This window comes from Kitasatospora sp. NPDC056800 (assembly GCF_042789775.1).
GTDB lineage: Bacteria > Actinomycetota > Actinomycetes > Streptomycetales > Streptomycetaceae > Kitasatospora.
In genome coordinates this window covers 1-23,532 of sequence record NZ_JBHUAL010000154.1, presented here as the reverse complement: position 1 = coordinate 23,532, position 23,532 = coordinate 1, and the positions used below count along the sequence as shown (strand labels likewise).

The following is a 23,532-nucleotide window of genomic DNA, read 5'->3' as shown; positions in this document are numbered from 1 at the left end:
CACCTGTGAGGGTGTCCGGGGCTCACCGCTTGTGCGGGGCCGTACGGGCGCGCGCTCGGCTCAGAGGGTGCGGTTGCGGCCCGCGCCCCAGCCGGCCGCGCCGACCACCAGGACCAGCACCAGCATCAGCACCAGGGGGGTCTCCCAGCCGCCGGTCAGCTGGCGCAGCGCACCCGCGCCGACCGGGCCGGCCGCCGCGACCAGGTAGCCGATCGCCTGCGACATCCCGCCCAGCTGGGCGGCACCGGCCGCGGTGTCGGTGCGCAGCACGATGAACGCCAGGCCCAGGCCCAGCGAACCGCCCTGGGCCACACCCAGGATCGTCGCCGACACCCACGCGGCGGAGACCGGCGCGACCAGCAGCATCGCGATGCCCAGCCCGTTCAGGGCGACCATGACCACCGCCAGCGCGCGCTGGCTGGTCATCCGGCCGGCCATCAGCGGCACCAGGAAGGCGCCCGCCACCTGCACCAGGTTGGAGAAGGCGAAGACCAGACCGGCCTGGCCGCGGTCCATGCCGTGCTCGGCCAGGATCGTCGGCATCCACGCGACCAGGGTGTAGACCAGCAGCGACGAGATGCCCATGAAGAGGCTGATCTGCCAGGCCAGCGCGGACTTCCAGATGCCCTCGATCGGCTTGGCCGGCGCGGCGGCCGCGGCCACCGCCCCCTGCCGTTCCTGGCGGGAGCGCAGCACCTGCGGCAGCCAGGCCACCGCCGCGACCAGCGCGAGCAGCGACCAGGCGCCGAGCGAGGCCCGCCAGCCGCCGCCGAGCGCGTGCTCCAGCGGGACGGAGGTGCCGGCCGCGAGCGTGGCGCCGACCAGCATGGTGGTCGAGTAGACGCCGGTCATGGTGGCCGCGCGGTCCGGGAACTCGCGCTTGACCAGGCCCGGCATCGACACGTTCAGCACCGCGATCGCCACGCCGATCACCACGCAGCCCGCGTACAGGGCCGCCACCGAGGGCAGCACCCGCAGCAGCACGCCCGCGCCCAGCACCAGCACCGCGCCGAGCACCACCCGCTCGGCGCCGAAACGGCGGGTCAGCCGGGGGGTGAGCGGGGCGCCGACGCCCTGGAACAGCACCGGGACGGTGGTGATCAGACCGCTCGCGGTGGCGGAGAGGCCGAAGGTCCGCTGGATCTCGCCGACCATCGGGGAGACCGCGGCCAGACAGGCGCGCATGTTCAGCGCGACCAGCACGATGCCGGTCAGCAGCAGCAGCGGATGGGCCAGCCGGGCGCGGCCGGGGAGCGGGGCAGGAGCGGTGACAACCGGCTGCTGGGCACGGGTGACGGCCATGGGTGTGCTGTTCTTTCGTGAATGTGCGGGGGAAGCGGACGGCGGAAGGGAGGCTCGCGCCGTCCTACTTCCGGGCCGCGATGGCCGCGAGCAGCTGCTCGACGGCCGCGGTCGGGCCGGCGAGCAGCGCACGACACGCCGCCTCGGCCCGGTCCGGGTCACCGCTCTCGATCGCGTCGACCAGCGCCTCGTGGGTGGCCACGACCGCCTCGGGCATGTCGTGGTCGCCGAAGGCGGAGGTCATCGCCTCGCGGACGGAGGCACCGAAGTAGCGGTACACCTCGGCCAGCGCGGGGTTGTGCGCGGCCTCGACGACGGCGGTGTGGAACTCCAGGTCGTGCTCGACGGTGGCCTCGCGGCTCGCCCGCTCGGGGTGCGCCGCGAACACCTCGGCCTCACGGGCCAGGGCGGCGCGCATCCGCCGGACGTCCTCGGGGGTGTGCCGCAGCGCGGCCAGCCGGGCGCCCTCGGTCTCCAGCGCCGCACGGACCTCCAGGACGTCCCGGATGCCGGAGCGCTGGACGCCGCGCAGCACGGACGCCGGGTCGCTGGTGGAGCGGACGAACGTCCCCTCGCCCTGCCGGGAGACCAGCATCCCGGCGTGCACCAGCACCCGGATCGCCTCCCGCACGGTGTTCCGCCCGACGCGCAGCTGCTCGGCCAGCTCGTGCTCGGTGGGAATCCGCGACCCCACCGGCCACGCCCCACCCGCCAGCTGCTCCCGCAACTGCTCGATCGCGGTGTCGACCAGGGAACGCCGCCCGGCCGCCTGCAAACCGCCGCTCATGCCGGACCTCCCTTGCCACCGCACACGCCGAAACCAGTCGTCGGTCATCCTACAACCGCTTGCCCGGTCATCCTACAACCCACCCCTGACCAGCCCCTGAACCCCCCGATCAGCCTCACCCCACCCGCCGCCGGGGGTGCGTCTCCTCCGCAGACAGCAGTTCCCCGCGCCCCAGCAGGGGCGCGGGGAACTGCGCGGGGCGGAAGGCCGCAGCGGATGGCCCGAGCGCCGGCGGTTCTCCGGCTTCGGGCGGGGTTACGGGGTGTGCGAGCCCGGGGCACGGCGCACAAGGGCCGCGCCGGAGGCGTCAGCGCTGCGGGTAGAGGTGCTCCAGGACCGCGGCGACGCCGTCCTCGTCGTTGCTGGTGGTGACGGTGTCGGCGACGGCGAGGAGTTCCTCGTGGGCGTTGGCCATGGCGACGCCGTGGGCGGCCCAGCCGAACATCGGGACGTCGTTGGGCATGTCGCCGAAGGCGATGGTGTCGGCGGCGCGGACGCCCAGGCGGCGGGCGGCGACGGCCAGGCCGGTGGCCTTGGACAGGCCGAGCGGGAGCAGCTCGACCACGCCGGCGCCGGCCATCACCACGCCGACCAGGTCGCCGGCGGCGCGGCGGGCGGCCTCGGCGAGGGCGTCGTCGGTGAGGGCGTGGTGCTGGATGTACAGCTTGCTGAGCGGGGAGTCGTAGAGCCCGCCGCGGTCGACCCGGACGACCGGCAGGTCGGAGCCGATCAGCAGCTCGTAGCCGGGGCCGGCCAGCACCTGGCCGTCGAGGCCGTCCTGGTTGGCGGCGATGGCCAGCGGGCCGGTCTCGGCCTCGATCTTCTCGATCGCGAGCGCGGCGAGCCGCCGGTCCAGGGTGAGCGAGGTGAGCAGCTTGTGCGCGCCGGCGTCGTACACCTGGGCGCCCTGGCCGCAGACCGCTATTCCGGTGTAGCCGATCTCGTCGAAGACCGGGCGGGCCCAGACCGCGGAGCGCCCGGTGACGATGATGTGCAGCGCGCCCGCGCCGGTGGCCGCGGCCAGGGCGGCGCGGGTGCGCTCGGAGACGGTCTCCCCGCTGGTGAGCAGGGTGCCGTCGAGGTCGGTGGCGACCAGCCGGTAGGGCAGGTCGCCACCGTCGGGGGAGACGGGGCTGGGGCTGGTGGTGCTCATGGGCCGTACGTCTCCCGGGAGTGTCGCAGGTGGTGCTGGGCGGGCCGGCTTACTTGACCGGCTCGAGGACGGTCCGTCCGCCGAGGTACGGCCGCAGCGCCTCGGGCACGACGACCGAGCCGTCGGCCTGCTGGTGGTTCTCCAGGATCGCCACGATGGTGCGCGGGACGGCGACCAGGGTGCCGTTCAGGGTGGCGAGCGGGCGGGTCTTGCCCTCCTCGCGCATCCGGATCGACAGCCGGCGGGCCTGGTACTCGGTGGTGTTGGAGGTCGAGGTGACCTCGCGGTACTTGCCCTGGGTGGGGATCCACGCCTCGATGTCGAACTTGCGCGCGGCCGAGGCGCCGAGGTCGCCGGAGGCGACGTCGATCACCCGGTACGGCAGCTCCAGCGCGTTGAGGAAGTCCTTCTCCCACTGGAGCAGGCGCCGGTGCTCGTTCTCCGCGTCCTCGGGAGTGGTGTAGACGAACATCTCCACCTTCTCGAACTGGTGGACGCGGATGATGCCGCGGGTGTCCTTGCCGTAGGTGCCGGCCTCGCGGCGGAAGCAGGACGAGTAGCCGGCGTAGCGCAGCGGCAGCTTGTCGGCGTCGAGGATCTCGTCCATGTGGTACGCCGCGAGCGGGACCTCGCTGGTGCCGACCAGGTACCGGTCGTCCTCGGCGAGGTGGTACACGTTCTCGGCGGCCTGGCCGAGGAAGCCGGTGCCGTCCATGGCGGCCGGGCGGACCAGGGTCGGGGTGATCATCGGGATGAAGCCGGCCGCGGTGGCCTGGGCGATCGCCATGTTGACCAGGGCGAGCTCCAGCAGCGCGCCGACGCCGGTCAGGTAGTAGGAGCGGGCACCGGCGACCTTGGCGCCGCGCTCGGTGTCGATCGCGCCGAGGATCTGGCCGAGCTCGACGTGGTCGCGGGGCTCGAAGCCCTCGGCGGCGAAGTCGCGCGGGGTGCCGATCTCCTCGAGGGTGACGAAGTCCTCCTCGCCGCCGACCGGGGCGGCCGGGTCGATGAGGTTCGCCAGGGAGCGGAGCAGGCGGTCGGCCTCCTCCTTGGCCGCTCCCTGCTCGGCGTCGGCGGCCTTGACCTCGGCGGCCAGGTCCTTGGTGCGCTGGAGCAGGGCGGCCTTCTCGTCGCCCTTGGCCTGGGCGACCTGCTTGCCGAGCACCCGCTGCTCGCTGCGCAGTTCGTCGAAGCGGCTGCCCGAGGACCGGCGCCGCTCATCGGCGGAGAGGAGGGCGTCGACCAGGTCGACGTCCTCGCCACGGACGCGCTGCGAGGCGCGCACTCGGTCAGGGTCCTCACGGAGCAGGCGAAGGTCAATCACAGGCCCAAGCGTACCGGGAGACCGTTCCTCCACCGGTACGGCTTTTTCCCTGGGGATAACTCGCCCGCGCCTGTGGATAACTCCTGTGGGGAACTCTCCGCCGCCGGGTTATCCACAGGCCGGGCCCCGGGCCTGTGGATCAAAGGGGAGGATTGCCTTCCGCGTGAACGAACCAGGGAATTGAGGTTTCAAACCTCAATCAACCTTCTCGGGTGAGGGAATTGAAGCACTCGGACGGGTGATTTGCTGGCAACCGGGTGACTCTGGTCCGATTGGTCATCTCTGCGACGCAAACCGATGGTCCGACCGGGTCTGGGCAATGGCTATACCGGTTTGTCGACTCGTCCCCAGGCCTGTGGATAACTCCGGGCTGTGGACAGCGGGGAGCCCTGTGGACAGCGGTCTCCGGCCCCGACGGCCCCTGTGGACGACGGTGCGGTCACCCGCCCGGGCCGCCCGGGCCGGGCGAAAACAGTCGGAAAAGTCCGGAAGGACTCGAGGAGAAGCTCAGATGTCCCCGCGGCCGTCGAGCGCGCGGGAGAGCCAGTCCGCCGCCGAGGTGAAATCCCCGTCCGAGGTCCCCGGCCGGCGGTGGGTGGACTCCTGCCGGTCGGCGCGCGGATAGGAGCCGAGGTACCGCACCTGCGGGCAGATCCGCTTGAGCCCCATCATCGCCTCGCCGACCCGGCGCTCGGACAGGTGGCCCTCGCAGTCGATCAGGAAGCAGTAGCTGCCCATGCCCTCGCCGGTCGGGCGGGACTCGATCCGCATCAGGTTGACCCCGCGCACCGCGAACTCCTGGAGCAGTTCCAGCAGCGCGCCCGGGTGGTCGTCCGGCAGCCAGACCACCATCGAGGTCTTGTCCGCGCCCGTCGGCGAGGAGACCCGCCCCGGGCGGCCGACCAGGACGAACCGGGTGGCCGCGCTCTTCGCGTCCGCGATCTCCTTGACCAGCGGCTCCAGCCCGTAGATCGGCGCCGCGAACTCGCCCGCGAACGCGCCGTCGTAGCGGCCCTCGGCGACCAGCCGGGCGCCGTCCGCGTTGGAGGCCGCCGACTCCCAGTCCGCCTCCGGCAGGTTGGCCGCCAGCCAGCGCCGCACCTGCGGCTGGGCCACCGGGTGGCTGGTCACCGTCTTGATCCCGGACAGCTCGGTGCCCGGCCGCACCAGCAGCGCGAAGGTGATCGGCAGCAGCACCTCACGGTAGATCATCAGCGGTGTGCCGGAGGCGAGTTCGTCGTTGGTCGCGGTGACCGCGCCCTCCACCGAGTTCTCGATCGGGACGAACGCCCCGGCCGCCTCCCCGCCGCGCACCGCGTCCAGCGCCAGCGCCACCGAGGACAGCGGCACCAGCTCCCGGGTCGCCGCCTCGGGCAGGGTGTGCAGGGCCGCCTCGGTGAACGTGCCGGCCGGTCCGAGGTAGGTGTAGCGGGTGGCCGACATGACGCCTCCGTGGGGTTCCGGGGTACTGCGCGGGCAGGGTGTGCCGAAGCAGTCACCCTAACGATTCAACGGCCCCGGCGGCCAAGCGTTCCAGTGGCCGGGACCGCGGCGGTGGATCCCGGGGGTCCGTGGTCGGACCCCCGGGGAACCGTCCGGGGAACTACCCCTCCAGCTGCTGCCGGCCGAGGTAGCCGCCGGGCGGCGCGCCCGGCGGCAGCGCGTACAGGCCGCTCGCCTCGTGCCGCAGGAAGCGGGAGAGGCCGTCGCCCCGGGAGAGCTTGCGCTGCACGGGGGTGAAGCCCTTGCCCGGGTCGTTCTGGAAGGCGAGGAAGAGCAGCCCGGCGTCCGGTGAGCCGTCCGGCAGCAGCCCGTCGTGGTACGAGAAGCCGCGCCGCAGCATCGCCGCCCCGCCGTTGGCCGCCGGGGCGGCGACCCGGATGTGCGCGTCGGCGGGGATCGCCAGGGTGCCGTCCGGGCCCTGCGCTGCGAGGTCGACCGGGGAGCGCTCGCCGGCCCCGGCGGGCGCGCCGAGCGGGGCGCCGTCCGACTTGCGCCGCCCGATCACCCGTTCCTGCCGGTCCACCGGCAGCGCCTCCCAGTTGTCCAGCAGCATCCGGATCCGCCGGAACACCAGGTACGAGCCGCCGGCCAGCCAGGCCGGCTGGTCGCCACCGGCGGCGCAGAACACCTTGGCGGCGAAGCCGTCCTCGTCCGGCCGGGGGTTGTTGGTGCCGTCGATCTGGCCCATCAGGTTGCGCCCGGTCACCGGCTGGGCGGCGGCGCCGGGGGTGCGGGCGAAGCCGGCCGACTGCCAGCGCAGCGCCGCCGTACCGGCCGCCAGCCGCTGGAGCACCCGCAGGGCGTGCACCGCGACCAGGGCGTCGTCCGCGCCGATCTGGACGAACAGGTCGCCGTCGCCGCGGGCCGGGTCGAGCGCGTCGCCGGGGAAGGCGGGCAGCGGTGCGAGCCCGGGCGGGCGGCGGTCGGCCAGCCCGGCCTTGTCGAACAGTGCGGCGCCGAAGCCGACCGTGACGGTGAGCGAGCAGGGTCCGGCGTCCAGCGCGACCTGGTTGTCGAACTCCTCGGACGGCTCCCCGGCGGTCAGCCGGTCGGCCGCCTTCGTCCAGCGCTGGAGCAGGGTGCGCAGCCCGTCCCGGCCGACGCCCTCGGCCAGGTCGAAGGCGGCCAGCTGGACCCTGGCCTGCGGCGGGTCGGTGATCCCGGCCTGGTGCTCGCCGCGGAACGGCACCCGGGCCGCGCCCAGCGCGCCGCCCGGGCCGGCCGCGGCCCGGCCGCTCCGGTCGGGACGGTCGTAGGCGACCGCCCCGGCGACGCCCGCGCCGGCCCCGACCAGCAGCCCGGCCCCGGCGGTGCCGAGCAGCGCCCGCCGGGTGAAGCCCGCGGGCCCCGCCGAAGCGCGGTCCGCCGGGCCGTGGCCCGCCGGGTTGCGGCCCGTCGAAGCGTGCTCCGTCGACATGTCGGTCACCCCGCTCACCCGATCTTGAACTGCTGGGTCGGGGTGGTCTGGTCGATGTCGGAGGAGCGGATCTGCACCGACACCACCCAGGTGCCCGCCAGCGGCAGCTGCGCGGTGCCGCTCCAGCGGCCGGTGCCCTCCGGGGTGAGCGCGACCGGCAGCGGGCCGAGGTCGCGGTCCGGCAGGGTGAAGGCGAGCTCCACCTCGGGGACGTCCACCGGCTGCCCGTCCGCGCCGTCCAGCGCGAGCTTCACCTCGTTCGGCCCGGTCCGGGCCGGGTTGAGGGTGACGGTCGCGGTGCCCTTGGCGTTCGGCGTCCGGCCCTTGGTGTCGTACGGGAGCTTGAGGTCGACGGTGCGGCCCGGCTCGGTCTGCGGCGCCGCGGCGGCCCCGCCGGCGGCCGGAGCGGCGGCCGCACCGGCCTTGACCTCGCCCGCCACCCGCCCGGGCGGGGAGTTGGTGAGCATCGTCGTGACCACCAGCACCGCCACCGCGACCAGCGCCTCGACCAGCACCGAGCGGCGCAGCCCGGCCCGGGTCGGGGTCAGCCCGCGGTCGCGTCCGGCGCTCCGCAGCGCGGCCCGCTGGCGCTCCAGCTGCGCCTGCCGGGCCGGGTCCTCGCTGTGCGCCGCCACGGCGACCGGCTCCGGCAGCTCGGCCGGTGCGACCTCGACCGCCTCGGCCGGGGCCGAGCGCAGCCTGGCCAGCCAGGAGCGGGAGATCCAGGCGACGCCCAGCATCGCGGCCACGCAGCCGCTCTTCACCAGCAGCAGCCGCCCGTACTCGGTGCCGGTCAGCGCGCCCCAGCTGCCCAGGCCCCGCCAGGACTGGTAGATCCCGGTCCCGGCCAGGACGGCCACCGAGCCGAAGGCGATCTTCGAGAAGCGGTCCACCACCTCGGCGCCGACGCCCTCGCGCAGCGCGACCAGCAGCGCGGCCAGCCCGCCCAGCCAGAGCGCCATCGCGATCAGGTGCAGGATGCCGAGCGGCAGCGCCAGCCAGACCTGGATGCCCACCGAGGCGTGGTCGGCGCCGACCCAGGTCGCCGAGAGGGCGACGGCCAGCACCAGTCCGGCCACGCCGAGGCCGAGCCGGGCCTCGCGCTGCGGCCGTTCGGCGGCCCGCCGCTCCAGCTCGCGCAGCTCGGCGGCCTCGGCGTCGTCCTCGGAGGCCGCGCCGCGCGCGAGGTCGTCGGTGCCGGCCTCCTCCTCGTCCCGCGGCTTCGGCACGACCGGCCGCGGCGGCTGCCCCAGCTGCCCGACCAGCAGCGACAGGAACACCCCGCCCGCCGCGAGCAGCAGCAGCCGGGCGGCCAGCGCGGTGCCGATCCGCTCGTCCAGCGTGGCGCGCACCAGCGACAGGTCGAAGGCCTGCCCGATCCCGGAGCCGCGCTCGTACGGGCCGCGCAGCATCAGCACCGCGACGGTGGAGACCAGCAGCGCCGTCCAGCCGGTCATCAGCAGCCGCTGCACCCGGCGCCGGGCGGTGCCGGCCGGCCAGCAGAGCAGCACGAAGGCGGCGACGCCGACCAGCAGCGCGAAGGCGGCGTACGCGACGGTGCGCCCGGTGCCGTACAGGGCGGCGACCAGGCCGTCGGCCTCGGCGCCCTGGAGCGCGGTGGCCGACACCGAGGTGTCCGAGGGCGCGCCGATGGAGAAGGTGAACGCCCCTCCGACCGGGTGGGAGTCGTCCGAGACGGCCCGCCAGGCCACCGTGTACGTGCCGTTGGCGAGTCCGTCGCGCAGCCCGACCCGGGCGGTGTTGCCCTTGCCGTCGGCGTGCGCCGGGTTGCCGGTGTCCACGGCCTTGCCGGCCGGGTCGAGCACCCGGACGGAGTCGCCGGAGAGCGAGACGGACTCGCTGAAGGTCAGCGTCACCGCCTGCGGGGCGGTGGCGACCACCGAGTTCTGCCGGGGGTCGGTGGAATCCAGGGTGGCGTGCGCGGAGGCCGGCCCGGCGCCCGCGAGCATCAGCGCGAGCAACGCGCCGAGCACTCCGAGCACCCCGGCGATCCGGCGGTGGGTGGCCTTCTCCAGGCCGGCCGACTGCATGGTGGCGGTCCCCTTAACTCTGGCCGGGGCGGTAGGTGAGCTCCTTGACCGGCACCTTGACCGAGATGGTGCCGGACTTGGCGAAGGTGAGGTCCAGCTCCAGCTCGTCGCCGAGGACCGGGGCCTTCTGCCACCCCATGATCATGAGGTGGTTGCCGCCCCGGGCGAGCTGCAGCGCGCCGTGCGCGGGGACGTCGAGGCTGTCCACCTGCTCCATGGTCGACGCGCTCGAGCGGTGCATGGTGACCGACTCGGCGGCCGGGCTGCTCACCTTGAGCAGCTGGTCCTGCCCGCCGTCGTTGCGGACGGTCAGGTAGCCGGCCGCCATGCCGCCGGCCGGGGGGAGCGGGATGTAGGAGTCGGCGACGCTGAGCCGGGCCGGCCCGGCGGCGGCACCGTCCTGGCCGCCCGCGCCGCCGCCCGTCCCGCAGGCGGCCAGGATGGCGCCGCCGCCCAGGGCCGTGGCGACGACGGCGCCGAGCAGGGCGCTGCGGCGGAAGCGGCCGGTCCCGGTCTGTGCCGGGGTCACGCCGCGACCCCCTTGGCGAGCAGCGGCAGGTCGTGCTCGTAGGTCTTCTCCTCGGTGCCGCTCATGTAGAGCACGTGCGCCTTGTCGTCCGAGGGGAGGAAGGCCAGCACCTGCGCGCCGTGGGTGGAGGTGACCGTGCCGTCCGCGTTGACGACCGGGTCCTCGATCATGATGCCGAGCGACCTGGCGGCGGTCTTCACCTTGGCCAGGTCCCCGGTGAGGCCTATGAAGTCGCTGCCCATCGAGTCCAGCCAGGTGCGCAGCACCTGGGGGGTGTCGCGCTGCGGGTCGGTGGAGACGAAGACGACGTTGACCTTCTGCCGCTCCTCCGCGGGGAGCGCCTTCATCGCGACGCCGATGTCGCCCATGGTGGTCGGGCAGACGTCCGGGCAGCTGGTGTACCCGAAGAACAGCAGGGTGGCCTTGCCGTTGGTCTGCTGGCGCAGGTCGAAGGGCTGGCCGGCGGTGTCGGTCAGCTGGAGGTCCGGCTTCTCGAAGTTCTTGGCGAGCTTGGTGCCCTGGTACGGGGTGTCCTCCTTCTGCCGGGTGACCTTGGCGGCGGTGGAGCCGCCGCCGGAGGAGCCGCAGGCGGAGAGGGTCAGGGCGGCGGCCAGCGCGAGGGCGGCCGCGCCGGCCAGGCGGGTGGTGCGGGGCATGGGAGTTCCGATCGTGCGGGGTGGGCCACCGGTGGGGCCCGTACCCGTGGTCCGGGTACGGGCCCTACCGGCGTGGGGTCAGGAGGCGGAGTTGCCGCTCTTGCGGCGCAGGCCGAGCACACCGACGGCGGTGCCGATCACACCGACGACGATGCCGACCACGCCCAGGGTGCGGGCGGTGGAGTCGCTGGACTTGGTGTCGCCGGCGGCGGCGGCCTGGTCGGAGCTGCCCCCGTGGGCGCCCGCGGCCGGGGAGGCGGTGACGCCGTGGCCGTCACCCTCGGTGGCCTTGGTGAGCTTCAGGACGGGCGCGGGCTTGGCCGGCTCGGGCTGGCCGTCCTTGGTCTCGTCGATCCAGCGGGCGATGTCGCCGTTGTCGTAGGTCTGGAGGGTCTTGAAGACCAGGTTGTCGGTGTCGGTCGGCAGCGGGCCGAGCGAGACCCGGAACTCCTGGAACTGGCCGGGGGCGATCTTGGTGCCAGCGTCGGCGGTCCAGGTGATCTTGGAGACGGCCTCGGTGACGTCGTTGCCGTGCACCTTGATCGGCTTGTCGAGCTTGGCCTTCTCGACCGCGGCGGTCCAGCCCGGCAGCGGCAGGGTCCGGACCGAGGCCAGCGGGTGGTCCAGCGGGAGGTTGACCTCCAGCTTCACCGTGCCCGCCGTGTCGCTCTCGTTCGGCACCCGGAAGTCGACGGCCGTGTAGCCGCCCTGGGCGGCCGCACCCGGGTTCACGGTGACGTGCGCGAAGGCGGGGCCGGCCAGCGCCACCACGGACGCGGCGGCGGTGAGGGCGACGGCGGCGAGACGGCGGGCGGGAAGGGAACGCATGATGCGGGTCTCCGATCGGAGCTCGGCGGCAGCCGGAACCGGCGACGGACGGGAGCCGTGCCGCGGGGGCCGCGGGGGTGGGGACGCGGGGGTGGAGCCTCGGGCCGCCCCCGTGGTCGGGGGAAACGGCCGGACGGTACGCACGCCGGGCACCCGGGACGGCCGAGGGCCGCCAGGAAACGCCGGTCAGTACGCGAGGGCCCCGCACGGCGGGCCGCGCCGCACCACGCTGTGCCGCAGCACGGCACCCGCCGGGAGCGGGCTCTCCCCGCCCCGGGCACCGAACCGGCGGGCCGGGCCGGCCGTCCCGAACAGACCGCGCAGCAACGCGGCCACCAGCGCGAACGCCGTACGCAGCGGCGCCGCCCAGTGCTCCCGGGCGGCCGTGGCGGCCACCCGCAGCAGCTGCCACAGGGCCGCCTCGCCGCGCCGCAGCCACCAGCCCGCGACCAGCGCGGCGCCGAGGTGCCCGGCCAGCATCGACGGCGTCATGCCGAAGACCCCGGCCTGCCACCAGGGAGCGGCGGCGAACGCGTGCGGGTCCAGGCCCGCGGAGGAGACCAGCTGCTCCGGGGACGGGCTGCCCGGCAGGCCGAGCAGCGTGCCGGGGCGGGCCTCGTTGCAGATCAGCCGGCCGGCCACCTGCGGCACCGTCAGCGGACCGGAGCCCCCGTGGTGCATGCCGGCCATGGAGCCGCCGAAACCGTTGAAACCGTGGAAGAGGCAGTGCAGTCCGAGCTGCCCGGCGCCGAGCGCCCCGGCGATGGCCGCCAGCGAACGCTCCCGCCCGCCGCAGACCACCGCGAACGCCAGCACCGCGGCGAAGCCCAGCGCCAGCGCGGTCGGCGGCACGTTCCCGCCACCCGCCAGGGCGTGCCCGGCGGCGGCTATCAGGGTGCACACCAGCGCGAACGGGACCGCCCGGGCAAGCCGCAGGTCCCAGGCGGCGGACCCCACCGGCTGGGCCGGTCCGGGGGCGCCCGGGAGCGGGGCGGCGGCGAGGGCAGTCATGGCCGGGCCATCCTCTCATTGCGTACGCCGCCGACACGGGCAGGGTGGGAAATCCCTACGAATGCCCCTTTCGGCGGCGCGTGCGAGGGGGCGTACGCGTCGCCCGGCACAGACCCCGGCCCCCGGTCCATCCGCCGAACGGGCGGTAGCGGCCCCCGGGCACGGTTCGCCGGGGAATCGCCCGGAGATACCTAGTTGTATGTGGAGCCGCAGCCAGGAGGGACCTCCCGTGGACATCTGGTGGACTCTGCACCTCAAGCGCGACCCGGCCAGCGTTCCGCTGGCCCGGCGCATCCTGCTCGGTGCGATGGCGACCGCGGGCGTCGACCCGCAGATCGCGGACGACCTCGGCGTCGCCCTCACCGAGGCCTGCGCCAACGCCGTCGAGCACGGCGCCACCGGGCGGCCCGACGACGGCTTCCAGGTCACCGCCTCGATCTGCGGCGACCGGCTGCGGATCGAGGTCACCGACTCGGGGCCCGGCCTGCCGGCCCCCGCCCCCGCCGGGGCCGCTGCCGCCGTCCGCCGCACCCCCGCCCTGGACCAGGCCCGTCCGGCGGCGGCCGGCCGGGCGCCCCGCCGCACCCGCCGCGGCCGCGCGACCGTCCCGGCCCGCGTCCTCGCCGCGTACGGCCCCCGCCGTGACGGCCACCCGTACGACACCCACGTCCTGCCCTGTCGCCCCAGTGTCCCCACCCTGCGCCCGGTCGACCTGGACACCCTCCCCGACCTCACCGCCGAGTCCGGCCGCGGCCTCTTCCTCATCCACGCCCTCACCGACCACGTCCAGCTGCGCAACCACCCGCTGCGCGGGGCGATCGTCAGCTTCGACAAGATCCTCAAGTGGCAGGACGACGCGCTGCTGCGGGCGGCTTCGTAGGGCGGGCTTCGTTGTAGGGGACGGCGGGGGCGGTCGTGGGCTTCGACAGGATCCTCAAGTGGCAGGACGACGCGCTGCTGCGGGCGGCTTCGTAGGGCGGGCTTCGTTGTAGGGGACGACGGGGGAGCCGGGGTCGGTCAGTGGCGCAGGGCTTCGGCCGGTTCGACGGCGGCGGCCCGGAGGGCCGGGTAGAGGCCGGCCAGCAGGCCCACCAGGCTGCCGGCCAGCGGTGCGGGCAGGACCGTCCAGGGCTGGAGCAGGGCGGTCCAGTCGCGGGCCAGCGCGACCAGCACCACGACGGCCACGCCGATCGCGGTGCCGATCAGCCCGCCGAGGGTGCCGAGCACGGTGGACTCGGTGAGGAACTGGGCCGCGATGTGCCGGGGCCGGGCGCCGAGGGCGCGCCGCAGGCCGATCTCGCCGGTGCGCTCCAGGACGGCGACCAGCGTGGTGTTGGCGATGCCGACCGCGCCGATCACCAGGCAGATGGCGGCCAGCAGCAGGAACAGCCCGGTGAGGTCGGTGGAGACGGAGTCCCGCAGGGTGTGCGGGTCGGGCGGGGCGAGGGCCTCGAAGTCCCTGGGGGCCTCCGGGCGCAGGGCGGTCGGGGCCTGGGAGGCGACCAGGGCGGCCGCGCCGGTCCGGGTGCGGACCACCATCCTGGCCCGGCCGTTCTCCCCGGGCGGCGGATTGCCCCAGAGCGTCCGCGCGGTGGTGGTGGGCACCATGACGTCGAGCGCGGTCTCGGGCAGCCGGGCGCTGCCGTCGATGATGCCGATGACGGTGAAGCCGACGCCGTTGACGAACACCGCGGGGTGGGCGTCGAGGCGGCTGATGCCGAGCCGTCCGGCGGCGGCCGATCCCAGGACCGCGACGCGCAGGCCGCGTTCGCTGTGGAAGGCGTTGTAGACGGTGCCGGCGGAGACCCGGGCCTCGATCGCGTCGAAGCCGCCGGGGGAGAGCGCCAGGACGTTGAGCCCGGCGCCGGAGCCGGTGCCGGGCACCGGGGAGGTGGAGATCTTCGGCTCGGTCAGCGGCGCGCTCCAGTAGACCCCGGCCGCGACCGCGCCGTTGAGCCGGCCCACCCGGCGGTCGGCGTCCTCGGGGAAGTCCATGGCGGCGCGGTGCTGGCCGTTGCCGAGGACCACCTCCGCTCCGCGGCCGACCAGGGTGACCGTGGTGTTCTGCAGGGCCGAGAAGCGCTTGCCGATCTGGCCGGTGGCGCTGGAGGTGAGCCCGAGGACGGCGACGAAGGCGCCGACGCCGAGGACGGTGCCCAGCAGGGTGAGCACCGACCGGCCGGGGCGCTGCACCATGCCGGACAGTGCCTCGCTCAGCAGGTCGGTCAACCCGAGCCGGGAGAGCGGGACTTCGGTGGACGTGGCGCGCCTCCTCACCGTTCGACCGCCGCCCCGGTCGCGCTCAGCCGGCCGTCCCGGATGGTGATGGTCCGCCGGGCCCGTTCGGCGACCTCGCGGTCATGGGTGATGACCAGCAGGGTCAGGCCGCTCCCGTGCAGTTCCTCGAACAGCTCCATGACCCGCAGGGCCGTCGCCGAGTCGAGGTTCCCGGTCGGTTCGTCGCACAGCAGGAGCGACGGCCGGTTCACCAACGCCCGTGCCACCGCGACGCGTTGGCGTTCACCGCCGGACATCCTGGAGGGCAGGGCCTCGGCGCGGTGGCCGAGCCCGACTTGGTCCAGGACCCGTCGGGCGGCGTCGGCCCGGCCCGCCCTGGCCGATCCGTTGTAGACCTGGGCGAGCATCACGTTCTCCAGTGCGGTCCGGTACGGCAGCAGGTGGAAGGACTGGAAGACGAAGCCGATCCGGCGGCCGCGGAGCGCGGTGCGGCGGGCCTCGGAGAGCGCGCCGGTGTCGATGCCGTCGAGTTCGTACGTGCCGCCGCTGGGCCGGTCGAGCAGGCCGAGCAGGTTGAGGAAGGTCGACTTGCCGGACCCCGAGGGGCCGATCACGGCGGCGTACTCGCCGCGGGCGACCTCCAGGTCGAGGGGGTGCAGGGCGGTGACCGGCGGTGGGCCGGGGAAGGTGCGGAACGCCCCGCGCAGCCGGATCACCGGGGTGTCGCGGTCGGCTCCGGCGCGGTCTGTCCCGGCCCCGCTCACCGGCCGACCACGACCTGCTCGCCGGGCTTGAGCTCGGCTCCGGCGGCGGGCTTGACCTCGACGAAGCCGTCCGCGGCGACGCCCGCCGTCACCTCCACGGTGCGCCGGGTGCCGTCGGTGCCCGCGACGGACACCGAGGTCCGGCCGTCGACGCCCGAGCTGATGGCGGAGGAGGGCACGGCGAGCACCTCGCCCTGGGTGGAGGCGGCGACCACGGTGATCCGGACGTCCTGGCCCTCCAGGGCCGGGTCCCAGGGGGCGTCGGGGGTGACGACGAGCGGGACGTAGGGGTCGGTGCCGGCGCCCGGGGCCGCCGGTGCCGCGCTGGCGGCGCCGCCTCCACCCCCGCCACCCCCGCCGCCACCGGGGCTTCCCGGGGTGACGAGCGCGCCCACCGAGCCGACCTTGGCGGCGAGTTGGACGCCCGTGGTCTCGGACAGCACGGTGACGTCCATGCCGGGCTTGACCAGCGGGGCGTCGCCGGGGAGCAGGTGGCCGGTCAGGTTGAGGCCGCCGGCGGTGAGGGTGAGGACCGGGGCCGTCACCTTGTCGCCGACCCTGGCGCCGACGGCGCCCACCCGGGCCGGCAGCGCCGGCAGGAAGACCACCTCGGCGGCGGGCAGTTGGGGGCCGTCCTTGGCCTGGGCGCGGGCCAGGTCCTGCTGCTTGGCGGTGAGATCGGCGCGGGCCCGGGCGAGCGCGGCGGCGGCACCGGAACCGGCGCCACCGGAACCGGCACCTCCGGCGGGTGCGCCGGTCCCGGTGGCTCCCGGGGCCGGTGCGCCGTTCTTGCCGGCCGCCGGGGCCGTGGTGGCCGGAGTGGCCGCCGCGGTCGGCTCGCCGCCGCCGCGGGCGGGCTGGCTCTCCAGGTCCCGGACGGCCTGTTTGGCCTGGTCCACGGCCTGCTGGGCGGTCCGGACGGCGGTGGCGGTCTGGTCGCCGGTGGTGGCCGCGGGGTAGCCGAGCTTCTGGTAGAGCCTGGCCACGGCGGCCTTGGTGGCGGCCCCGAAGTACCCCTTGTCGTCGCCGCCCGGGTAGTACCCCATGTCCCGGAGCACGTCCTGCAGTTGGCCGATGTCGCCGCCGGACTCGCCCGGTGCCATGTCGCGGTAGGCGGGTGTCGAGCCGGGCAGGGCGATCACCGGCCGTCCGGACACCTCGGCCAGCACCTGTCCGGAGTCCACCGCGTCCCCGCTGTTGACCTTCAGCGCCGTCACGATCGGGGTGCCGCCGCCCGGGCCGCCGGCGCTGGCCGAGACCGCGCCCGGCTGGACCGGGAAGGACTGGCCGGCCGTGAACACCCCGCGCAGGACGGTGGTGTTGGAGAGCACCCGCTGCACCACCGGTGCCGTGAGCACCGAGGCGGGCGGCGCCTTGGCGTCGGCGGCGGCCTGCTCCGGCGAGCGGATCAGGGTGGCGGCCCACATCCCGCCCCCGGCGGTGACCGCCGCGACCAGGGCGATCACGACGATCAGCCGCCGCCGTCGACGCGGGGTGGACCCGGCCGGGGTGGCGGGTTCCGCTGTGGTGGCCTCGGGCTCGGGTGTTTCCACGGCTTCCATTTCCGGTACGTCTTCCGGTGCTTCGCGCTCGGACGGGGGTCAGCTGCTGCGGGGCGGGGCGGCGGTGCCCCCGGGGCACGGCAGCGGGTTCTGGATGTCCGTGACCTTCCACACCCCGTCGATCCGACGCATCGTCATGATGCTGAGCTGCTCGGGTCGTCGGCCGACCTGGCTGATCTCGTGGCCGGTGCCCGCGTCCACGATCCGCCAGGCGTTCAGGTCGACGCAGTCGTACAGCCGGCGGGCCTCCCCGTCGGTCCGCACGCCGAGCAGCCGGTGCTTCACCTCGCCGCTCATGTGCTGCCCCTCCTGGCGCAGTTGGTCCACCGAGGCGCGCAGGATGGAGAGGTTGGGCTCGTCGGCGTGGGCGTCCAGCGGCGCGGCGGCGACGTCGCCGGCCCGGGCGACCTTCGTCCACTCGTCCCAGTAGGCGAGGTACGGCTGCCGCAGGTCGTCCCCGACCGCGGTCAGCCGCTCGCCGTTCGGGCCGGTGGCGGTGGTGCGGTCCGGGGCGGCCGAGGAGGTGCCGGAGCAGCCCGCGGCGGCCAGGACGGCGGCGCAGGCCAGGGCGGCGGCGGCCGTCCGCGCCGGGCGGCCGGGCCGGGCGCGGCTCACTGGCCGTGCTCCCGCAGCACCGTCGCCGCCTGGTCGAGCTGGGACTGGATGGCGGCGCGGTAGGCCTTCAGCTCGTTGTCGTGCTGCTCGATCAGCTGTTTCTGGATGGCGCTCTGGACGCCGAAGGCGATGCCGGAGAGGTTGGTCTGCCGGGTGCAGGCGACGTCGGCCTTGGCGGTGTCGATCTCCCGCTGGGTCACCGTGGGGCCCCAGGACTCGGTGCTGAGGCTCTCGGGGTTGCCGTAGGCGTAGCCCCGCTGCTTCATGCAGGACGCCCACTCGGTGGTGGCGGCGACCACCCGGGCGTCCGCCTTGGTGCGGTTCATCGACTGGCCGGTGAGGTCCCCGTAGACGTCGGCGGCGGGCGGCTTGTCGCCCTTGAGCTTGCGGTCGGCCTCGCCGGTGCAGCCGCCGGGCGGGGTGCTGCCGCCGGCTGGCTCGCCGCCGGTGGGGGACTTCAGCCCGGAGAGCGCGGTGAACTCGGCGGGGTTCATCGGACTGCCGCTGCCGACCTTGGCTCCTCCGGCGGTGCCGGGCTGGTGGAACCCGTACTGGGCGGCCTGCGCCTCGTTGAGGAACCCGTACGGCGTGGGCATGTCGTCCTTGCCGGCCTTGGTGAGGTCGGCGTTGTTCGGCTGCCAGGAGGCGAAGCCGAGCCGCTTCATGCAGTCCTGGGTGAGCAGGCCCTGCGCCTTCGCGATGCCGGTCAGCTCCTGGGGGCTCGCCGCGAAGGCCCGCAGCGGGAGCTGCTGGGTGTCGGCCACGGTCGTCGGGGTGGGCGTCGCGGTCAGGGCGGGCGCGGCGGCCTGGCCGCCGGATCCGCCGGTGGTCGGGGCGGCGCTCCCGCCGGAGGAGCAGCCGGTGAGCAGGGCGAGCCCTGCGGCGGCGACGACCAGGGCGGTGCGGCGGTGGGACCTCACGAGTGGACCTCATCGGGTGGGCGGGCCGGTAGTCTCGGGCGGAGCCCTCTTCGCCCCATTAGCGGTGGGGCGAAGAGGGCCGTGGTGCGGTGGTGCAGATCAGCACTTGGTCCACTGGTTCGAGAGGGCACCGGAGATGTAGTCCTCGAAGGTGTAGCCCCAGACGCCGGTGGCCCGGTCGGTGTTGCTGTCCCAGGCGGTGTAGCCGTTGACGGTCGAGCCGTTGGTGTAGCACCAGTCGTTGGTGCCGTGGCCCGGGTAGCCGATGCCGTTGATGGAGGAGTTGGTGTACGGGCCGCTGCGGATGTTGGCGGCGGTGGTGTAGTCGCTGACGTAGAGGGCGTTGGCGGCCCCGGTGCCGAGGGTCAGCGCGGCGACGGCGGCGGCCGCCACGGTGGCCACTCGGCCCATGCGGTTCTTGAGCATGGTGAGTCCCATCTCTCTTGGTGCGGAGGGTAGTTGCCGATGCCCCGAGTGGGGCCAGGACATCTCAGCACCGGGCCGGACGGTCCACCAGTGTCCTCAGGTACAGTCCTCCAGCCGGAACAGCAGGGCCGCTTGGGCCAGTTGGATGCGCGAGCACACGCCGAGCTGCTCGAACAGGGCGGCGGTGTGCGCCTTGACGGTCCGCTCCTCGATCCGCAGTTCGGCGGCGATCTCCTGGTTAGACAGGTCGGTTCCGATGAGTTCGAGGACTTGGGCGCGGCGCTGGGAGAGCCCCCTGACCCGGTCGGCCGCCGCGCGCATTCTCGAAAGATGATCGATCGTCAAAAGCTGTGCATCGCCCATCGGTTCCCCCCGTAGCCGAGTGTGGAGCGTACGCACGACAAGTCTCGGCCGGGCGGTAGGCCCAGTCAACGTGGATGTTACGGAGAGAGACGCTCCGGATGTCCGCGGTGAGCCGGCCGGGGGTGGGCCGTACGGGCCGCCGACCGGCGGTTCCGCTCCGGTTGCCGGGTGCGCGCGGCGGTCGGACGATGGGGGCATGATGCACCAGATGCGGGCCGAGTACGGCGCCGGCGGCGAGGCCGGCGGGGTGCGGCTGTGGCACATGGTCCGGGGCGAGGAGAGTGTGGCGATGTGCGGCCGCGAGCTCGACCCGGCCGCGCGGGTGCGGGAGGCGGTGGACTGGGGGAAGACCCCGGAGCTGTGCTGCCACACCTGCGGGGCGTACTTCCTGCGCGAGGCGCCGTACCTGGCGGCCGAGCACCCGTAAACGGCGCTACCGTGCTCGGCATGGAGGAATCCCTCGTCCGGCCGTCGCCGTTGACCGATGAGGCCGCCGGGCTGCGCGCCGGTGTGCCGGAACTCCCCGAGTACGTGGACCGGTTGTGCGCGCTGGTCGAGCGGGTGGACCCGCTGATCCACGCGTTCGTGCCGGAGCCCGGGCGGTACGACCGGCTGCGGTCGCGGGCGCGCGAGCTGGCCGTGCGGTACCCGGAGCCCGACGGGCGGCCGCCGCTGTACGGGGTGGCGGTGGGCGTCAAGGACATCGTGCACGTGGACGGGCTGCCCACGCACGGCGGTTCGGCGCTGCCGCCCGGGGTGCTGGCCGGGCCGCAGGCCGTGGTGGTGGACCGACTGCTGGCGGCGGGGGCGATGGTCGCGGGCAAGACGGTGACCGCCGAGTTCGCCGCGAGCGCCCCCGGCCCGACCCGCAATCCGCACCGGCCGGGGCACACCCCGGGCGGCTCCAGCAGCGGTTCGGCGGCGGCGGTCGCGGCCGGGCTGGTGCCGCTGGCGATCGGCACCCAGACGGTCGGCTCGGTGATCCGCCCGGCCGCGTACTGCGGGGTGGTGGGCTTCCGGCCGACGTACGGGCGGATCCCGATCGCGGGGGTGATCCCGAACGCGCCGAGCCTCGACACCCTGGGGACCTTCACCGCCGACCTGGCGGGCGCGGCCCTGGCGGCCCCGCTGCTCTGCGACGACTGGCGGGGCGACGGCCGGCTTCCCTCCCCGGACCGGATCGGCGCCGGGGAGGTCCGGCCGCCCGTGCTCGGGGTGCCGGACGGGACGTACCTGGAGTGCGCCGAGCCGGCCGCGCTGCGCGCCTTCGAGGAGCAGCTGGCCCGGCTGGCGCGGGCCGGGCTCACGGTGCGCCGGGTCGAGTTGTTCCCGGACTTCGCCGAGGTCGTCCGGCAGCTGCAGACGGTCAACCGCTTCGAGCTGGCCCGTAGCCACGCCGACTGGTTCGCCCGCTTCGGCGGGCTCTACCGGCCGGAGACGGCGGCGGGCATCCGGGTCGGCCGGGGCGTCGCGGCCGAGGACCGGGAGGCCGCCCTGCGGTTCCGGGAGCGGCTGCGCGAGCGGGTGGCCGCGGCGGGCGCGGCGGCCGGGGTGGACCTGTGGCTGGCGCCCTCGGCGACCGGCGGGGCGCCGGAGGGCCTGCACAGCACGGGGGACGCGGTGATGTCGCTGCCGTGGAGCTTCCTCGGGCGCCCGGCGCTGAGCCTGCCGGCCGGGCGGACCGGGGACGGGCTGCCGCTGGGCCTCCAGGTGGTCGGCGCGCCGGGCGGGGACGAGCTTCTGCTGGCCCAGGCATCTTTCGTCGAACGGGAGTTGACGGAGCGTTAGGCGAGTGCCGGGTCGGCCGGGTCGGTGGCCTCGGCGCGCAGCAGGCGCAGCAGCAGGCGGCCGGCCCGCTCGTACGGGGTGTCCTCGTCGTGCAGCACGGCCTGGGAGTTGGCCGTCTCCAGGACGGCGATCAGGGCGAAGGCGAGGTCCCCGAGGTCGGCGTCGGGGCGCAGGGCGCCGGCCGCCCGGGCGGCGGCGAGGGTCTCGACGACGGTGTCGGACCACTCCCGGGCGCAGCCGGCCAGGGCGTCCCGGACGGCGCCGGGGCGGGCGTCGAACTCGGCGGTGACCTCGTAGAAGAAGCAGCCGCCGGGGAACACCCGGGCGCGGGAGTAGGCCAGCCAGCTCTCGCAGAGGGCACGGGCCCTGGCGAGGCCGGGCGGGGTGTCGGCGACCGGGGCGACGACGGCGTCGGCGAAGATCCGGCGGGCGGCGCGGACGGTGGCCAGCTGCAGCTCCTCCTTGGAGCCGAAGCCGGCGAAGACGCCGCTCTTGCTGAGCCCGAGGTCGGTGGCGAGGCGGCCGATGGAGAGCGCGTCCAGGCCCTCGACGGAGGCGATCCCGACGGCGCGGCGCAGCACCGCGCGGCGGGTCTCCTCGCCGCGCAGGACCCGTCCGTCCGTGGTCGTTCCGGCCATCGTCCGCGCCCCTGTTCTGCTCGTCTGTTCCGCTCGCCCTGCGTGCCGCCCAGGGTAGTGGGTGCACCGGGGCGGCCTCGGAGAACCCTAAAACTGCACGAACGGTCGTGCTAATATCTCGCCGCGAACGAGGCAGGACAAGGAGCGCGAGAGCAGGGAGACCCGATGGACCCGACCCGCGGACTGATCCGTACGACCCTCAACCCCACCGCCCGGATCGCCCCCGGCCTGGCCGGGCGGGCCGCCTTCGAGCTGTTCACGCACCCGGTCCGGCGCAGCCGGGTGCGCGCGTCGGAGCGGGAGGTGCACGGACGGGCGGCCACCGAGCGGCTCGCCGTGAACGGCAAGGCGGTGGTCGGCTACCGCTGGGGCAGCGGCGAGCGGCCGGTCCTGCTGCTGCACGGCTGGCGCTCCCGGGCCTCCCGGTTCGCCCCGTACGTGCCCCGGCTGCGGGCGCTCGGGCTGAGCGTCGTCGCCTTCGACGCGCCGGGCCACGGCGACTCCGGCGGCCGGACCACCGGTGTGCCGGAGTACCGCGAGCTCGCGCTGAGCCTCCAGGAGCGGTACGGGCCGTTCGAGGCCGTGCTGGCGCACTCGCTGGGCGTCTGCGCGGCCTTCGGGGCGCTGGCCGACGGTCTGCGGGCGGGCCGGCTGGCGGCCGTCTCCGGGGTGTCCCGGGTGGGCTTCTTCCCGGCCGCCTTCTGTGCCGGGCTCGGGTTGGACGCCGAGGTCGAGCGGGCGCTGCGGGAGCGGATCGAGCGGGAGCTGTTCGGCGGGGACGCCGGGGGCTGGGAGCGCTTCGACGCCGCCCGCCGGGTCGGGGCGGTCGGCGGGCCGGTCCTGGTCGTGCACGACGAGGGCGACACCGTCGTCCCGCCGAGCGAGGCGTACCGGCTGCGCGAGGCGTACGGGGAGCGGCTGGAGCTGACCATCACTCAGGGCCTGGGCCACAGCAGGATTATCGCGGAGCCGACCGTTGTTGATCAGGTGATCGGATTCATCTCTGCCGGCCGGGAGGTCGCTGTCGTATGAGGATCGTCGAACTGCACGCACAGGCCATGGAGTTGGCCGTCCAGGTGGTGGACGGCCTACGGCCGGACCAGCTCGACCTGCCCACCCCCTGCGCGGGGTGGACACTGCGCAAGCTGCTGGAGCACTGCGTCGGCCAGCACCAGGGCTTCGCCGCGGCCGCCCGCGGCGCCGGGCCGGACCTGGCGCTGTTCGCGGACGCCCCGCTCGGCGCCGACCCGGCGGGCGCCTTCCGGCGCACCGGGACCGACCTCACCGCGGCCTTCCGGGAGGCGGCCACCGCGGACCGGCCGATCTGGCTGGCCGAGATCCGCGACGGCGGCCCCTTCCCGCTCACCCAGGCGGTGGGCTTCCACCTGCTGGACACCCTGGTGCACGGCTGGGACGTCGCCGCCGCGCTCGGCACCCAGGACGCGCTGGTCGCGGCGGTGGACGGCGACGACGCGCTGGCCACCGCGCTGCTGACGGTGACCGAGGCCGTCCCGAACACCGAGGAACACCGGGCACCCGGCCGGGCCTTCGCCCCGGGGCTCGAACCCGGCGGCGGCACCGGCCGGTTCGACCGCGCCCTGGCACTGCTCGGCCGCGACCCGGCCTGGAAGCCGTAACGGCGGTGGTGGCCCCGGGG

General features: G+C 75.0%; 24 protein-coding genes. 5 read left to right on the top strand and 19 right to left on the bottom strand.

Going from position 1 to position 23,532, the window contains the following annotated elements:
- Positions 1–60 precede the first annotated feature (60 nt).
- From ACFRQN_RS28530 to ACFRQN_RS28480, 11 genes are all read right to left on the bottom strand, one after another.
- Complete coding sequence (locus ACFRQN_RS28530; RefSeq protein WP_074002020.1) at positions 61–1,302, bottom strand: MFS transporter; 1,242 nt, start codon at positions 1,300–1,302, stop codon at positions 61–63.
- Positions 1,303–1,366: 64 nt separating this feature from the next.
- On the bottom strand, positions 1,367–2,089 hold the full coding sequence (locus ACFRQN_RS28525) for a FadR/GntR family transcriptional regulator (RefSeq protein ID WP_049652863.1): 723 nt from the start codon (positions 2,087–2,089) through the stop codon (positions 1,367–1,369).
- 307 nt (positions 2,090–2,396) lie between these two features.
- Entirely contained in the window at positions 2,397–3,242 is an 846-nt protein-coding gene (locus ACFRQN_RS28520) for an HAD family hydrolase (protein ID WP_049652861.1), read from the bottom strand.
- Positions 3,243–3,291: 49 nt separating this feature from the next.
- On the bottom strand, positions 3,292–4,566 hold the full coding sequence (gene serS, locus ACFRQN_RS28515; RefSeq protein WP_074002021.1) for a serine--tRNA ligase: 1,275 nt from the start codon (positions 4,564–4,566) through the stop codon (positions 3,292–3,294).
- A 507-nt stretch (positions 4,567–5,073) separates the two neighbouring features.
- On the bottom strand, positions 5,074–6,009 hold the full coding sequence (gene pheA / locus ACFRQN_RS28510; protein WP_049652857.1) for a prephenate dehydratase: 936 nt from the start codon (positions 6,007–6,009) through the stop codon (positions 5,074–5,076).
- A gap of 160 nt (positions 6,010–6,169) precedes the next feature.
- Positions 6,170–7,486, bottom strand: a complete 1,317-nt coding sequence (efeB, locus tag ACFRQN_RS28505; RefSeq protein WP_380743058.1) for an iron uptake transporter deferrochelatase/peroxidase subunit — start codon at positions 7,484–7,486, stop codon at positions 6,170–6,172.
- Positions 7,487–7,500: 14 nt separating this feature from the next.
- Complete coding sequence (locus ACFRQN_RS28500) at positions 7,501–9,537, bottom strand: FixH family protein (protein ID WP_380743056.1); 2,037 nt, start codon at positions 9,535–9,537, stop codon at positions 7,501–7,503.
- Positions 9,538–9,550: 13 nt separating this feature from the next.
- On the bottom strand, positions 9,551–10,066 hold the full coding sequence (locus ACFRQN_RS28495) for a copper chaperone PCu(A)C (RefSeq protein ID WP_053112532.1): 516 nt from the start codon (positions 10,064–10,066) through the stop codon (positions 9,551–9,553).
- A complete protein-coding gene (locus ACFRQN_RS28490; RefSeq protein ID WP_049660017.1) occupies positions 10,063–10,722 on the bottom strand; it encodes an SCO family protein in 660 nt (219 codons plus the stop codon). The genes ACFRQN_RS28495 and ACFRQN_RS28490 overlap by 4 nt, the downstream gene beginning before the upstream one ends.
- A gap of 78 nt (positions 10,723–10,800) precedes the next feature.
- Entirely contained in the window at positions 10,801–11,550 is a 750-nt protein-coding gene (locus ACFRQN_RS28485) for a YcnI family protein (protein ID WP_380743054.1), read from the bottom strand.
- Positions 11,551–11,736: 186 nt separating this feature from the next.
- Positions 11,737–12,561, bottom strand: a complete 825-nt coding sequence (locus tag ACFRQN_RS28480) for a hypothetical protein (protein WP_079272020.1) — start codon at positions 12,559–12,561, stop codon at positions 11,737–11,739.
- Positions 12,562–12,790: 229 nt separating this feature from the next.
- Between ACFRQN_RS28480 and ACFRQN_RS28475 the strand changes: the two genes are divergently transcribed.
- The gene (locus tag ACFRQN_RS28475; protein WP_380743052.1) at positions 12,791–13,441 is read left to right on the top strand and encodes an ATP-binding protein; all 651 of its coding nucleotides are present in this window, start codon (positions 12,791–12,793) and stop codon (positions 13,439–13,441) included.
- Between the two features lie 137 nt (positions 13,442–13,578).
- Here the strand turns inward: ACFRQN_RS28475 and ACFRQN_RS28470 are convergent, their stop codons facing one another.
- The 7 genes from ACFRQN_RS28470 to ACFRQN_RS28440 all read right to left on the bottom strand — a co-directional run bounded on the left by ACFRQN_RS28470 (position 13,579) and on the right by ACFRQN_RS28440 (position 19,407).
- Positions 13,579–14,838 carry an ABC transporter permease gene (locus ACFRQN_RS28470; protein ID WP_380743050.1) on the bottom strand — a complete coding sequence of 420 codons (1,260 nt, stop codon included), beginning with the start codon at positions 14,836–14,838 and terminating at the stop codon, positions 13,579–13,581.
- On the bottom strand, positions 14,835–15,563 hold the full coding sequence (locus ACFRQN_RS28465) for an ABC transporter ATP-binding protein (RefSeq protein WP_049657146.1): 729 nt from the start codon (positions 15,561–15,563) through the stop codon (positions 14,835–14,837). The genes ACFRQN_RS28470 and ACFRQN_RS28465 overlap by 4 nt, the downstream gene beginning before the upstream one ends.
- Entirely contained in the window at positions 15,560–17,125 is a 1,566-nt protein-coding gene (locus ACFRQN_RS28460) for a peptidoglycan-binding protein (RefSeq protein WP_380743048.1), read from the bottom strand. Before ACFRQN_RS28460 ends, ACFRQN_RS28465 begins: the two co-directional genes overlap by 4 nt.
- Before the next feature lie 39 nt (positions 17,126–17,164).
- Positions 17,165–17,740 carry a hypothetical protein gene (locus ACFRQN_RS28455; protein ID WP_380743046.1) on the bottom strand — a complete coding sequence of 192 codons (576 nt, stop codon included), beginning with the start codon at positions 17,738–17,740 and terminating at the stop codon, positions 17,165–17,167.
- The gene (locus tag ACFRQN_RS28450) at positions 17,737–18,660 is read right to left on the bottom strand and encodes a hypothetical protein (RefSeq protein WP_380743044.1); all 924 of its coding nucleotides are present in this window, start codon (positions 18,658–18,660) and stop codon (positions 17,737–17,739) included. The genes ACFRQN_RS28455 and ACFRQN_RS28450 overlap by 4 nt, the downstream gene beginning before the upstream one ends.
- Positions 18,661–18,759: 99 nt before the next feature.
- Entirely contained in the window at positions 18,760–19,098 is a 339-nt protein-coding gene (locus ACFRQN_RS28445; protein WP_049657154.1) for a hypothetical protein, read from the bottom strand.
- An 84-nt stretch (positions 19,099–19,182) separates the two neighbouring features.
- Positions 19,183–19,407 (bottom strand): response regulator transcription factor, encoded by a 225-nt coding sequence (locus ACFRQN_RS28440; protein WP_049657156.1) that lies wholly within the window; start codon positions 19,405–19,407, stop codon positions 19,183–19,185.
- 238 nt (positions 19,408–19,645) lie between these two features.
- Here ACFRQN_RS28440 and ACFRQN_RS28435 point away from each other — a divergent pair, with 238 nt between their 5' ends.
- Together ACFRQN_RS28435 and ACFRQN_RS28430 are read left to right on the top strand one after the other, a co-directional pair.
- Complete coding sequence (locus tag ACFRQN_RS28435; RefSeq protein WP_049657159.1) at positions 19,646–19,876, top strand: hypothetical protein; 231 nt, start codon at positions 19,646–19,648, stop codon at positions 19,874–19,876.
- Positions 19,877–19,896: 20 nt separating this feature from the next.
- Positions 19,897–21,237, top strand: a complete 1,341-nt coding sequence (locus ACFRQN_RS28430) for an amidase (RefSeq protein ID WP_380743042.1) — start codon at positions 19,897–19,899, stop codon at positions 21,235–21,237.
- Here the strand turns inward: ACFRQN_RS28430 and ACFRQN_RS28425 are convergent.
- Entirely contained in the window at positions 21,234–21,875 is a 642-nt protein-coding gene (locus ACFRQN_RS28425) for a TetR/AcrR family transcriptional regulator (protein WP_380743041.1), read from the bottom strand. The two genes, ACFRQN_RS28430 and ACFRQN_RS28425, sit on opposite strands and share 4 nt — an antisense overlap.
- 165 nt (positions 21,876–22,040) lie before the next feature.
- On the opposite strand from ACFRQN_RS28425, the gene ACFRQN_RS28420 reads away from it, so the two are divergent.
- Both ACFRQN_RS28420 and ACFRQN_RS28415 read left to right on the top strand, forming a co-directional pair.
- Entirely contained in the window at positions 22,041–22,907 is an 867-nt protein-coding gene (locus ACFRQN_RS28420) for an alpha/beta hydrolase (RefSeq protein WP_380743039.1), read from the top strand.
- Positions 22,904–23,512, top strand: coding sequence for a TIGR03086 family metal-binding protein (locus ACFRQN_RS28415; protein WP_117488908.1), 609 nt, complete (start codon positions 22,904–22,906; stop codon positions 23,510–23,512). The genes ACFRQN_RS28420 and ACFRQN_RS28415 overlap by 4 nt, the downstream gene beginning before the upstream one ends.
- Positions 23,513–23,532 lie beyond the last annotated feature (20 nt).